The following is an 11,687-nucleotide window of genomic DNA, read 5'->3' as shown; positions in this document are numbered from 1 at the left end:
TCGCTTCGCGAGCGGTTTCGGCGGGTATTTGCCGGAATAATAGGGGCAGCCTGCGGGCTGCCCCATTGCGTGTTATGGGGTGGCGCTCTACGCTTTGTGGCGAGGCAGATATTGACCAGTCACCACAGAGGAGGCCCCCCGTGCCCGTCCGATTCTTTCGCAGCCTGACATGTGCGGCGGCTCTTGCCGCGACGACCACCCTGCCGATGTTGTTGCAGGCCGATGCGGCGCATGCAGACGGGCTTGCTGGGGCGTATCTGGCAGCGCGGGCGGCGACATTGGACAGCGATTTTCAAGCCTCCGCCGACTATTATAATCGGGCGCTGGTACGCGATCCGCAGAACCCGCTGCTGATGGAGCATGTGGTCTTTGCCCGGCTGGCGTTGGGCGACATCAAAGGGGCAGCGCCGGTGGCGGAACGCCTGTCCGAAATGGGCGCGCGCAGTCAGGTTGCCAATATTGTCATGACCGCCAGTCTGGTGATGGCTGAGGACTACCCGGCCATCATTGAGCGTGTGACCTCGCAGCCAGACGGACAGTATGAAATTAACGCGTTGGTTGATGGGCTGCTGTTGGGCTGGGCTTATCTTGGGGCCGGATCGGTAAGTGATGCGCTGGCGCAGTTCGACCAGCTGGGCGAAAAGGAGGGTCTTGGCCTCTTTGCCCGCTATCACCGCGCCTTGGCGCTTGCATCTGTTGGCGATTATGAGGGGGCGGAGGCGCTCTTTGCCGCTGATGAGGGGCAGCTGACCAATACCTCGCGCCGAGCCGTGATTGCACGGCTTGAGATCCTGTCGCAGCTGGGCCGCAACGATAAGGCGTTGGAGGTTCTCTCCGAGGCCTTCAGTGGGCAGCTGGATCCCGGCCTTGCGGCCCTTTCTGAACGGCTGCAGAATGACGAAACCCTGCCGTATGCGCTGGCTGCTACACCGCAACAGGGCATTGCCGAAGTGTTTTTCACCATGGGTGCGGCACTCAATGGTGAGATGGCGGATGACTATGTGCTGATGTATGCGCGCGTCGCTGCGGCCCTGCGTGAGGATCACGTGGATGCGCTGCTGCTCGCGGCAGAGCTGTTCGACCAACTGGGCCGCTATACCCTGTCGATCGACCTCTACAAACAGGTGCCACGCGATCATCCCGATTATCACGCCGCTGAACTGGGGCGGGCTGAGGCACTGCGCCGTGCAGCCAAGCCCGATGCCGCCGCAGAGGTGTTGCAGCAGTTGGCGCGCGATTTCCCGAAGGAAGTGCCGGTTCACACCAATCTGGGTGACCTGCTGCGCCAGCAGGAAGATTATGGCGGCGCAGTCGCCGCCTATGATACCGCGCTGGATCTGATGGATGATAGCGTCGAGGGGCGCTGGTTCCTGCTCTATGCTCGCGGGATCTGCCATGAGCGACTGAAGAACTGGGAGCAGGCGGAGGCCGATTTCCGTGCAGCTTTGGAAATTCGTCCCGATCAACCTCAGGTGCTGAACTATCTTGGTTATTCGTTGGTGGAAAAGCAGATCAAGCTGGATGAGGCCCTCTCGATGATTGAGCGCGCTGTCGCGGCACGGCCTGATGCGGGCTATATCGTCGATAGCCTTGGTTGGGTGCTCTATCGGCTGGGACGCTATGAAGAGGCCGTTGGCCATATGGAGACTGCCGTTGAGCTGATGCCGGTGGACCCGGTGGTCAACGATCACCTCGGCGATGTCTACTGGGCTGTTGGCCGGGCCCGTGAGGCTGAATTCCAATGGAAGCGGGCGCTGTCTTTCATCGACCCGGAGGATACCGACAGCGAGGCTGACCCTGATCGTATTCGTCGCAAGCTGGAAACTGGGCTAGATGCGGTGCTCGCGGAAGAGGGGGCAGCGCCTTTGAAGGTTGCTCATGACGGTTGAGGCATTTGCCCCTGCCAAGATCAATCTGACCCTGCATGTGACCGGCCAGCGCGCGGATGGCTATCATCTTCTTGATTCGCTGGTGGTTTTTGCCGATATCGGAGACCGGATCACGGTTGCTGCAGCGGATGAGCGATCGCTGCAGGTGACTGGGCCGATGGCAGTAGGCGTGCCGGTTGATGACAGCAATCTGATGATGCAGGCCGCAGCGCTGATGGATCCTGCGCGCGGGGCGGCGTTGTCACTGGAGAAAAACCTGCCGCCTTCGTCGGGTATCGGTGGGGGGTCCTCTGATGCGGCGGCGACTCTCCGGGCGCTGTCTGGCTTTTGGGGGCTGCCCCTGCCGGGCACGCAGGATGTGCTTCCGCTAGGGGCCGATGTGCCGGTCTGTATGTCGCCGAGCACGCAGCGGATGCGTGGGATAGGGGAGCGCTTGGACGGTCTGACACCGTTGCCAGACTGCGCGATTGTGCTCATCAACCCCGGCGTGTCCGTGGCCACGCCCGCGATTTTTCGCGCCATGGGCAAACGGGACAATCCGGCCATGCCTGCCGAGCTTCCTACCTGGGACTCTGTTGGCGATCTGGCAGCATGGCTTAAGACTCAGCGCAACGATCTGCAGCCGCCAGCTATGCGGTTGGAGCCTGTGATCGGAACGGTTCTGGAGGCATTGTCTGGGACGGACCCCCTGTATCACGCGATGTCCGGATCGGGCGCGACCTGCTATGGTCTCTACTCAACAGATGCAGAGGCACAGGCCGCCGCAGACCAGCTGCGGGCGGCACATGCTGACTGGTGGGTTCGCGCGGGGCGTCTGCTGGCCTGATGCTCTGATAGTGAAAAAGCCAGCGCATGGGCGCTGGCTTCGTCTTGGCGGAAACGCCACTTTATTTTTCAGATATCAGGCGAGCCGGGCCACAACGTAGTCGGCCAGATCATGCAGCATCTGGCGGATGGGATCATCGGGTAGTGCGGTCAATGCGTCCTGTGCCTTTGCCACCCAATCCATGGCGTCGTGGCGGGTTGCGGTCAAGGTGTCGTATTTGTCCATCAGAGCCAATGCGTGATCCAGATCGCCCTCATCCTGACGCCCCTTCTCAATAGTTCGGACCCAGAATCCGCGCTCCTTAGCGGTGGCCTGTGCCACGGCTTTGATCACCGGCAGGGTCAGCTTGCGTTCGCGGAAATCATCACCGACGTTCTTGCCCGTCACGGCGCTATTGCCTTGATAATCCAGAAGATCATCGGCGATCTGAAAGGCAATGCCGAGCGCATCGCCATAGGCAAACAGTGCATCAATCTGTGTTTCGGACGCATTGGCCACAACACCACCTGCCTGCGTGGCTGCTGAAAACAAAGCTGCGGTTTTGCCCCGCACAACCTGAAGATAGATCTCCTCGTCCGTGGCCAGATCACTGGCTGCAGTCATCTGCAGGACTTCGCCTTCGGCAATAGTGGCAGACGCATTGGCGAGGATATCGAGAACCCGCAACGATCCCGTTTCCACCATCAACTGAAAGCTGCGGGCAAACAGGTAATCTCCCACCAGGACCGAGCTTTTGTTGTCCCAGAGGAGGTTGGCCGTCGGTCGGCCACGCCGCTGGCCGCTTTCGTCGACCACATCGTCATGTAGCAGGGTGGCTGTGTGGATGAACTCCACAGTGGCCGCCAGTTTCACATGGTTGTCGCCGCTGTATCCACAGAGGCGCGCTGCCGCGAGCGTCAGCATCGGGCGCAGGCGTTTGCCGCCGGCCTCAACAAGATGCGCCGTTACTTCGGGAATGCGCGGGGCGTGTTTGGACGCCATCCGGGTCTGGATCAGCGTATTCACCGCTGCCATTTCGTCGCTGAGTGTCGCGGCCAGCATATCATGCGGCTTTTGCGTCAGGATTTGATTCATCGTTTTCCCGCTTGCAAGGCTCGACAAGGCGCGGGCCTTGCCCTTAGATCCATCCCTATGAAGGAACTTTTGCGCAGCACCGACCCAACCATCATGGCCTTTGCCACCGCCCTTCTTGAGGGTGAGGATATAGACTGCTTTCAAATGGACGTAAATATGAGCATCCTTGAAGGCGGCATCGGAATCTTCCCCCGCAGGTTGATGGTGCGCAGCGATGATCATGCAGCTGCTGAGCGCGTGATGCGCGATAATGACATCCCGTTGCGCTGATGCCCGGCTTTGATGACGCGGCGCTTAGTCAGGACGCGTTCCTGGGCGGGCAAGTGCAGCTGTTGCAGCCAATACAGGGATATCGCGCGGGTGTAGATCCGGTATTGCTGGCCGCTGCTGTCCCTGCTCGCCCCGGCGATAGGGTGCTGGAGCTGGGCTGCGGTGGTGGGCCCGGGCTTTTGTGCCTGGCGGCACGGGTGCCGGACCTGGACCTGACCGGTGTGGAACTGCAAGCCGACTATGCGGATCTGGCGCGACGCAATGCCGCGCTGAACTCGGTCGATATGACCGTGGTTGAGGCGGATCTGGCGGCGTTGCCAGCGGATTTACGGCAACAGCAATTTGACCAGGTGATCGCCAACCCGCCCTATTATCGTGCAGGTGCACACAGCCCCGCGCAGGATGTTGGGCGGCAAATCGCGCTTGGTGGAGCAACCGAACTGAGCGTCTGGTTCGACACGGCCGCGCGGCGTCTCTGCCACAAAGGATATCTCCATATGATCCAGCGGGCTGATCGCCTACCGGAAATGCTGGAGGCCTGTCTGGGGCGTCTGGGATCGCTTGAGGTTCTGCCCTTGGCCGCCCGTGTGGGCCGGAGCGCGGAGCTTGTGTTGCTGCGCGCGCGCAAGGGCGGACGTGCGGGTTTCAAGCTGCATGCGCCGATGATCCTGCATGATGGTGAGGCGCATCTGTGTGATGCCGAGAGCTACCGTCCCGATATTCGGGCGGCCCTTCGCAACGGGTGTGCGCTGCCCTGGCCTCGATGATACTTCCGGATGATTCGCAAAAATCGGACCCCGCTCGGCGGGTCCATGCCGAAATGACGGTTTCATAACAAAATATATGCTTCTGCAGCGTGACAGGGCAATAATCTTGTGTTCCACTCACTTTGTACGCAACACGCTCAAAGAAGGAGGAATGACATGAGCCTCAGCTCGCATCTCACCGAACTAAAGAAGAAGCATGAGCATCTGAGCATGGAAGTTGAACACGCCCAACGTTCGCCCGCCACAGACGGGCTAAGTATCGCGTCGATGAAGAAGCAGAAACTAAAGCTGAAAGAAGAAATTGAACGCCTCTCGACGGAAGAGCTTGCTGTCTGAGGAGCGCCTTTGCTCCTATATGACCTGCGGTCTCACCGCTGCGGCTGTATCGGGAGCTTGAAAGTTGGATGTGAGGGGTCATCAGCGGGGCTGATGGCCCCTTTTTGTTTGCACCGCTATGAATGCCCTCGGTTGGCGCGGGCGGCGAGAACGGCTCCGCCCGTAATCAAGCAGGCTGCGACGGCCAGCGTCCAAGTGGCAGGGGCAATCCCTACCAGCACCAGGAGCAAGGTTGAGAGAAGCGGTGCGGCATAAGAGCTGGTGCCAAGCAACGGGGTGTCGCCCTGCTTCACACCGATGTCCCATACATAGAACGCCAGACCAACAGGTCCCAACACCAGACCAGTCCCAGTGAGCTGTCAATGCTGAAGCATAGCGCATTCAACAGCAGCGGCGGTGTCGGGGCCGTGCCAACGGTAAAAACTGCCAGCAGAGCCCAGAGCAGCACGGCGACAAATCCGATAGCGGTTGCGCGATTTCTACTCATGTAAAGCTGTCCACCGAGACAACAGTCAAGCCTTCGGATACCCCAGCCGTCTTTTCAATCTCGGCGAGTATCCAGTCGCGAAAGGCGACGATTTGGGGCCGGTTCTCGGCTCCTTTTTGGCACAGAAAGCTAAAGCGGGCCTTGCCGGTAAGTGCCGTCCTGAATGGCGTTACCAATCGCCCTTCGGCGATATCCTTCACCACCAGCGCCCGCCTCCCTAGGGCCACTCCGGCACCGGCCAAAGCCGCGTCTACCGCGTGATCTGCGTTGCTGAAGCGCGCGCCATGCATCGGGGTGAACTCTTCGCCCATCATCTTGAACCAAGCTGCCCAATCGAGCAGTGGTGACATGAAATTCAGTGAATCATCATGGATCAGCGGCGCATCCTTCAGCGCGGCGACAGTGGGGTATTGCCTGGCGATTTCCGGCGTCATCACTGGCATGACCCATTCGACCGGAAGCGGCATAGAATAGACATCCGGGTAGGGGCCATAGCCAAAGCGGATGGCGACATCCACATCGTCGCGTATCAGGTCTACCCGGCGCAGGCTGGCGGAGAACCGAAGATCAATCTCCGGATGGGCGCGGGCAAATTCATAGAACCGGGGGGCCAGCCATTTCGCAGTGAAGGCAGGGCCTGCCGTGACCGTCAAGGCACCGTCGTCTTGCAGGCGTAGGGCCGTGCGCCATGCAGCGGTTAGGGCCTGAAACCCATCAGAGGTTCCTGGTGCCAGGGCGGCTCCGGCGGCGGTCAACTCGACTGCGCGGTTTAGCCGACGAAACACAGGCGTGCCCAGATGCTCTTCAAGTGATTTTATCTGGAACGATAGCGCAGCGGGAGTCACGTTGAGCTCCTGCGCCGCCCTAGCGAAGGACATGTGGCGCGCGGCCGCCTCAAAGGCACGTAAGGCGGTCAGTGGGGGAAGACGGTCCGACATCCGACATAAGTATTACTTAACTGAAGCCGCGAAAAGTCTCGTTTGTCGCTTTTGCAAGAAAGGGCCATATTGAGGTCAAGTTAGCAACACTGATCTGAATGGAGGCCGAAACGATGGAATATTCTGCCAATAGTACCGTGAAACTGGCCATGCAGCGCGCGCATGAAGAACGCGGTCAGGTCCTTCGGGCGCTCTGGGCTCGTCTATTTGCATCCCGCCGTACTGGCCGTGTGGGTGCAGGAATTTCCCGCTGGGCGTAGCGCGCATGTCCTTACGGGATTGGAAAAGGGCCGACCCGTAGGGTCGGCCCTTGCCGTTTTTTGGCTTTGTGGGCCTTAGACGAAGAACTGCGCGCCGTTTGCGGAGATGGTTGATCCGTTGATAAAGCCTGAATCCTCTGAGGCGAGGAAGGCGACACAGCGGGCGATTTCTTCGGGTTCACCCAAGCGACCTGCCGGAATCTGGCCGATGATCGATTCGCGGACTTTCTCGGGAACGGCCATCACCATCTCAGTAGCGATATAGCCGGGGCAGATGGCGTTGGCGGTGATGCCTGCGCGCGCGCCTTCTTGAGCCAGGGATTTCACAATGCCAAGGTCACCGGCTTTGGTTGCGGCGTAGTTCACCTGAGCAAACTGACCCTTTTGCCCGTTGATTGAAGAAATCACGATAACACGGCCAAACTTGCGCTCACGCATACCGGGCCAGATCGGGTGTACGGTGTTAAACACACCGGTGAGATTGGTGTCGATCACCTGCTGCCATTGGTCCGGCGTCATCTTGTGGAACGGGGCGTCGCGAGTGATGCCGGCATTGGCGACCACGATGTCGATGGGGCCGATATCCGCTTCGACCTTGGCGATGCCGGCGGCACTATCCTCATAGCTGGCAACGTCCCATTTGTAGGTTTTGATGCCGGTCTCTTCGGTGAACTTCGCGGCTGCCTCATCATTGCCGGCATAGGTCGCCGCTACCGTGTAACCCTCCGCCTTCAGCGCCTGAGAAATTGCGGCGCCGATGCCGCGAGAGCCGCCGGTGACGAGTGCGTTACGTGCCATGGAAAAATCCTCCGTTATTTAGCTTGGTAATCTTGCTACTATTTTGTTTTGAAATACGCAATTATATTGCGTCGCAAAAGGGTGTGTCTCAGATCGATATTGAGTTGGACGTCGCGTCGCCTCCTCCGCAAAGCCATCGCAAAATACACCAGAGATAGAAAAGGGCGCCACAGGGGCGCCCTTGATATGACCAGCAGTCTGCGCCTCAGGGGCGCTCCACGCACATTGCGACACCCATGCCGCCACCAATGCAAAGGGTTGCCAGCCCTTTCTTTGCGTCGCGCCGCTTCATTTCGAACAGCAGCGTATTGAGAACCCGGCAACCAGAGGCCCCAATCGGGTGACCAATGGCGATGGCGCCGCCGTTGACGTTCACGATTGCCGGATCCCAGCCCATATCCTTGTTCACCGCGCAGGCCTGGGCTGCGAAGGCTTCGTTCGCCTCGACCAGATCAAGATCATCAACTGACCAGCCGGCCTTTTCCAGTGCCTTACGGGAGGCGTAGATCGGGCCGACACCCATGATCGACGGATCCAGCCCCGCGGTGGCATAGGAGGCAATCCGCGCCAGAGGCTCTATGCCGCGCTTTTCGGCGTCATCCGCACTCATCAGCAGAGTAGCGGCGGCACCATCATTGAGGCCGGAGGCATTGGCGGCGGTGACCGAACCATCCTTGGCGAAGGCGGGGCGCAGTTTTTGCATGGCTTCGATCGTAGCACCATGGCGGATGTATTCATCCTGATCCACAATGATATCGCCCTTACGGGTCTTGACGGTGAAGGCTGCGATTTCATCGGTGAATTTGCCCGCCTTCTGTGCCGCTTCGGCCTTGTTCTGGCTGGCAACGGCGAATTCATCCTGCATCTCGCGGGAGATCTGCCATTTTTCAGCAACATTCTCAGCGGTCTGGCCCATATGGTAGCCGTTGAAAGCGTCCCAAAGGCCATCGCGGATCATGGTATCGATATAGCTCATATCGCCCATCTTGTGACCAGCACGAAGATTTGCAGCATGCGGCGAGAGTGTCATATTTTCCTGACCGCCCGCGCAGACGATGGCAGCGTCGCCCAACTGAATGTGCTGTGCAGCCAATGCCACGGCCCGCAGCCCCGATCCGCAGACCTGGTTGAGGCTCCAAGCCGCGGATTCCTGAGGGAGCCCAGCGTTGATATGTGCCTGGCGGGCTGGGTTCTGCCCCTGCGCTGCAGTCAGCACTTGGCCCAGAATGGTCTCTGAGACTTCGGATTTGTCGATCCCGGCGCGTTCGACAACAGCTTGCAGCACCGCAGCGCCGAGGTCATGTGCGGGGGTCTTGGCGAATGCGCCACCAAAGCTGCCGACGGCGGTGCGTGCGGCGGATGCAATTACTACATTAGTCATCAGTTAGGGTCCTCTGCCATTCATAGTCCCGGGAGGCCAACTGAGCAGTCCACTTCTTCGCAGCCGCAGCAACCGGGATCCCCTGCCTTTTCTGAGACAGGCTGTGTATCTCGCTGCAGGTGCAGCACGCGCAAGGTGTCCCACAGGGAGAGCCTGTGTCAATCAATACTATGGGGAATATATTGTGGCAGGCCCGTGCATTTGCCAAGCAATCAATTCAACGCGGCCTTGAGGCGATCCCACCCGGAGCGAGAATCGGCCAATTCTGACTAGGTGGTGGATAACAGGTTGGCGGCGTTCAAGAGGCGCGGCTGTTTTCCCGCAGCTCTTCCAGCCACGGCGGGCTGACGGAGGGGGCGCCGAACAGATAGCCTTGCAGACAATCAACCCCAATCGAGATCAGGAATTCTGCATCGGCCGGGCTTTCGACGGATTCGGCAACCACAAGCATGTCAAATTGCTTGGCGATCCCGACCAATGCACGGACAACTGCCTGATTGTCGTGGCTGGCATGGATGCGGCGCACGAACTGCCCGTCAATTTTAACCGCATCGAAGAAGAATTGGCGGAAATAACTGACGGCGGTTGCTCCCGCACCAAAGTTATCAAGCGCGAAGGCGATGCCATGTTTCTGCATCCGGTCAATGAAATCGATCACAAGTTCAGGCGTAGCCATCGCAGACGCTTCGTTGATCTCAAGCATCAACCGCTCACCCAGCGTGAGATCTTTCTTCAGGTGCCGCTCCAGAACCCGCATCCAGCGTCGATAGCCGATAGATCGCGCTGACATGTTGATGGAGAGCCGGATATTGGGGCTGCGCGCGAGCGCCTTCAGGCCATGTTCCAGTGCAAGGCAATCCAGTTCGCGGCCTTCCTCTTTATCCTCAACCAATGGCATGAAGTCGCGTGCGGGGATCACACGACCCGTCGAGTCGAGAACACGGATATACCCCTCATAGAAGGCAACCCCCTGTGGCGGCATGGCCTGCATGATGGGCTGATAGGCGAGCATGGTCTGATTGTGGCGAATAGCATCGCTGACCATGTCGAGGGTCGACCGATCGCGCGAGACGACCGCAGAGGTCAGCGGGTTTTCCCCGCCTTCCGGCATGTCGGCCATGACCTTTTGCTTCTTCTTCACGGGTATATCCCTTGGCACTGGCGTAATCTGATCAATATGGATCAGGCTGCACTTTGACGCAAAAGCGTTGCGCTTGGATTAAAGGGAGAATTTTACCCAAATTGAGAGGCAGCGCTCAGGTCTAGTCGAATCCGGCGCTGCCAATGTCCTCGGGATGGCGCTGCAGATGTTTGGCGCGGATCGTCTCTGAGCTGTCACGGCTGCCATCGTGGCTGTAACCAGGTGGCGCGACTGCGTAGAGAAGCCGCTGTCGTGGCGTCAGGCCGGGTTGTGTCATGTCCTTGAAAATACTGACCCATTCGTGAAAAGCCACACGCAGCGGATTGAAGGTGCCAATGTTGTGGACCAGACCGTAATCCGGGCGGTCGTGGTCCTGTTCGGGAACGAAGGTACCAAACACCTTGTCCCAGACGATGAAGACGCCGGCATAGTTGCAATCGAGATAGCGTGGATTGCGTCCATGATGGGCGCGGTGGTGACTGGGCGTGTTCATCACCGCCTCGAACCAGCGCGGCATACGTCCAATTGCTTCGGTGTGGATCCAGAACTGATAGACCAGATTAATCCCCCCGACGAAAAGCACCATGGCCGGGTGGAACCCCAGAAGCACCAGAGGCGCGCGTACCACCATCATGAAGGTAAAGGTGCCGGTCCAGGTCTGCCGCAACGCTGTGGTCAGGTTGTAGTGCTGGCTGGAGTGATGATTGACATGGCTGGCCCAGACCCAGCGCACCCGATGCCCAAAACGATGCACCCAGTAGTAGCGCAGGTCATCAAGAATAAAACACAGTGCAATCACCCAGACCGAAGTGCCGAGGTCCAGCGGCGTGATCTGCCACAGCAGCATGAAAAACGCCCAGGCGATGAAACCGAGCGCAATGCCGGAGGCAACGCTGCCCGCCCCCATTACCAGAGAGGTGACAGCATCACGGGTTTCGTAGCGCCCGCCCCGTCGTTTGATCGCGATCCAGAGAAACTCCGCCAAAATGGCCGCGATGAAAAAGGGAACGGCCCATTGGGTGACATCAGGGTATGAGATCGTATCAGGCATGTGTCTGTTCTCTCTGTTCTGTGGCGGCCGGGGGCTGTGGGGACCTGCTCGCAGCCAGGATCTGGCTGCGCCAGTCCTCGCGTTCTTTATCGGACAGGCGCAGCAGCACCGATGGGGTAGCGAAATCGGCGAATCGAATCCGGAGCCCTTGGGCGTGATCTACAAGGCTGCACTCAGCAAGCGGGCGTGCGATCGTATCGGCGCCAAAACACCAGACCAGTCCAAGCCCCTTATCCGTGTCGATCAGTGCAGCATGGCCATTGGCGCTTGGTCGGGCATCAAGAATCCTTGAGTCGGGATCGTGGCGGGACCATGCCTTAGAGGCTGTCTCGCGCGTCATGAGCACTGGCGCGGACCAGCCGGTGAAATGAAGCAGAATAGCTATGACAATAATGCCCACGAGCACCATTGTGACCAGGATCTCCAGCGGCATCATATCCTCCCTGCCACCGAGATTGGCGGCAGGGTC

The 11,687-nt window shown here is 59.3% G+C and carries 12 protein-coding genes and 1 pseudogene; 5 read left to right on the top strand and 8 right to left on the bottom strand.

Annotation, left to right across the window (positions count from 1 at the left end; translation table 11 throughout):
- The first annotated feature begins 140 nt into the window (after positions 1 to 140).
- A complete protein-coding gene (locus J4721_RS13870) occupies positions 141 to 1,889 on the top strand; it encodes a tetratricopeptide repeat protein (protein ID WP_211002804.1) in 1,749 nt (582 codons plus the stop codon).
- Complete coding sequence (locus J4721_RS13865; RefSeq protein WP_211002805.1) at positions 1,879 to 2,715, top strand: 4-(cytidine 5'-diphospho)-2-C-methyl-D-erythritol kinase; 837 nt, start codon at positions 1,879 to 1,881, stop codon at positions 2,713 to 2,715. Before J4721_RS13870 ends, J4721_RS13865 begins: the two co-directional genes overlap by 11 nt.
- 75 nt (positions 2,716 to 2,790) lie before the next feature.
- On the opposite strand, the gene J4721_RS13860 is transcribed toward J4721_RS13865, so the two are convergent.
- On the bottom strand, positions 2,791 to 3,789 hold the full coding sequence (locus tag J4721_RS13860) for a polyprenyl synthetase family protein (protein ID WP_211002806.1): 999 nt from the start codon (positions 3,787 to 3,789) through the stop codon (positions 2,791 to 2,793).
- A gap of 57 nt (positions 3,790 to 3,846) precedes the next feature.
- Here J4721_RS13860 and J4721_RS13855 point away from each other — a divergent pair, with 57 nt between their 5' ends.
- The 3 genes from J4721_RS13855 (at position 3,847) to J4721_RS13845 (ending at position 5,162) form a co-directional block, all read left to right on the top strand.
- Positions 3,847 to 4,059, top strand: a complete 213-nt coding sequence (locus J4721_RS13855; protein ID WP_024098507.1) for a DUF2007 domain-containing protein — start codon at positions 3,847 to 3,849, stop codon at positions 4,057 to 4,059.
- Complete coding sequence (locus J4721_RS13850; RefSeq protein ID WP_102887803.1) at positions 4,059 to 4,826, top strand: tRNA1(Val) (adenine(37)-N6)-methyltransferase; 768 nt, start codon at positions 4,059 to 4,061, stop codon at positions 4,824 to 4,826. Before J4721_RS13855 ends, J4721_RS13850 begins: the two co-directional genes overlap by 1 nt.
- A 156-nt stretch (positions 4,827 to 4,982) precedes the next feature.
- Positions 4,983 to 5,162, top strand: coding sequence for a YdcH family protein (locus J4721_RS13845; protein ID WP_014873441.1), 180 nt, complete (start codon positions 4,983 to 4,985; stop codon positions 5,160 to 5,162).
- Positions 5,163 to 5,278: 116 nt separating this feature from the next.
- Here J4721_RS13845 and J4721_RS13840 read toward each other — a convergent pair.
- The 7 genes and pseudogenes from J4721_RS13840 to J4721_RS13810 all read right to left on the bottom strand — a co-directional run bounded on the left by J4721_RS13840 (position 5,279) and on the right by J4721_RS13810 (position 11,651).
- A pseudogene (locus J4721_RS13840) lies at positions 5,279 to 5,649 on the bottom strand (hypothetical protein).
- Entirely contained in the window at positions 5,646 to 6,587 is a 942-nt protein-coding gene (gcvA, locus tag J4721_RS13835; protein ID WP_211002807.1) for a transcriptional regulator GcvA, read from the bottom strand. Before gcvA ends, J4721_RS13840 begins: the two are co-directional and overlap by 4 nt.
- Positions 6,588 to 6,922: 335 nt before the next feature.
- The gene (phbB, locus tag J4721_RS13830; protein WP_102874891.1) at positions 6,923 to 7,645 is read right to left on the bottom strand and encodes an acetoacetyl-CoA reductase; all 723 of its coding nucleotides are present in this window, start codon (positions 7,643 to 7,645) and stop codon (positions 6,923 to 6,925) included.
- Positions 7,646 to 7,850: 205 nt separating this feature from the next.
- A complete protein-coding gene (locus J4721_RS13825; RefSeq protein WP_211002808.1) occupies positions 7,851 to 9,026 on the bottom strand; it encodes an acetyl-CoA C-acetyltransferase in 1,176 nt (391 codons plus the stop codon).
- Between the two features lie 298 nt (positions 9,027 to 9,324).
- Positions 9,325 to 10,146: an EAL domain-containing protein gene (locus tag J4721_RS13820; RefSeq protein WP_095532405.1), complete on the bottom strand. Its 822-nt coding sequence runs from the start codon at positions 10,144 to 10,146 to the stop codon at positions 9,325 to 9,327.
- 142 nt (positions 10,147 to 10,288) lie between these two features.
- Positions 10,289 to 11,218: a sterol desaturase family protein gene (locus J4721_RS13815; protein ID WP_211002809.1), complete on the bottom strand. Its 930-nt coding sequence runs from the start codon at positions 11,216 to 11,218 to the stop codon at positions 10,289 to 10,291.
- Positions 11,211 to 11,651 (bottom strand): hypothetical protein, encoded by a 441-nt coding sequence (locus J4721_RS13810; RefSeq protein WP_102875381.1) that lies wholly within the window; start codon positions 11,649 to 11,651, stop codon positions 11,211 to 11,213. Before J4721_RS13810 ends, J4721_RS13815 begins: the two co-directional genes overlap by 8 nt.
- Positions 11,652 to 11,687 lie beyond the last annotated feature (36 nt).

The organism is Phaeobacter sp. HS011 (assembly GCF_018101215.1).
Taxonomy (GTDB): domain Bacteria; phylum Pseudomonadota; class Alphaproteobacteria; order Rhodobacterales; family Rhodobacteraceae; genus Phaeobacter; species Phaeobacter inhibens.
The sequence above is the reverse complement of the archived record's forward strand: the minus strand, read 5'-3'. Positions and strand labels throughout refer to the sequence as shown.

Excerpts from the sequence above, each read along its gene's own strand:
- J4721_RS13865 (WP_211002805.1), top strand. The coding sequence starts at position 1,879 with ATGACGGTTGAGGCATTTGCCCCTGCCAAGATCAATCTGACCCTGCAT.
- J4721_RS13860 (WP_211002806.1), bottom strand. The coding sequence starts at position 3,789 with ATGAATCAAATCCTGACGCAAAAGCCGCATGATATGCTGGCCGCGACA.
- J4721_RS13855 (WP_024098507.1), top strand. The coding sequence starts at position 3,847 with ATGAAGGAACTTTTGCGCAGCACCGACCCAACCATCATGGCCTTTGCC.
- J4721_RS13850 (WP_102887803.1), top strand. The coding sequence starts at position 4,059 with ATGCCCGGCTTTGATGACGCGGCGCTTAGTCAGGACGCGTTCCTGGGC.
- J4721_RS13845 (WP_014873441.1), top strand. The coding sequence starts at position 4,983 with ATGAGCCTCAGCTCGCATCTCACCGAACTAAAGAAGAAGCATGAGCAT.
- gcvA (WP_211002807.1), bottom strand. The coding sequence starts at position 6,587 with ATGTCGGACCGTCTTCCCCCACTGACCGCCTTACGTGCCTTTGAGGCG.
- phbB (WP_102874891.1), bottom strand. The coding sequence starts at position 7,645 with ATGGCACGTAACGCACTCGTCACCGGCGGCTCTCGCGGCATCGGCGCC.
- J4721_RS13825 (WP_211002808.1), bottom strand. The coding sequence starts at position 9,026 with ATGACTAATGTAGTAATTGCATCCGCCGCACGCACCGCCGTCGGCAGC.
- J4721_RS13820 (WP_095532405.1), bottom strand. The coding sequence starts at position 10,146 with ATGGCCGACATGCCGGAAGGCGGGGAAAACCCGCTGACCTCTGCGGTC.
- J4721_RS13815 (WP_211002809.1), bottom strand. The coding sequence starts at position 11,218 with ATGCCTGATACGATCTCATACCCTGATGTCACCCAATGGGCCGTTCCC.
- J4721_RS13810 (WP_102875381.1), bottom strand. The coding sequence starts at position 11,651 with ATGCCGCTGGAGATCCTGGTCACAATGGTGCTCGTGGGCATTATTGTC.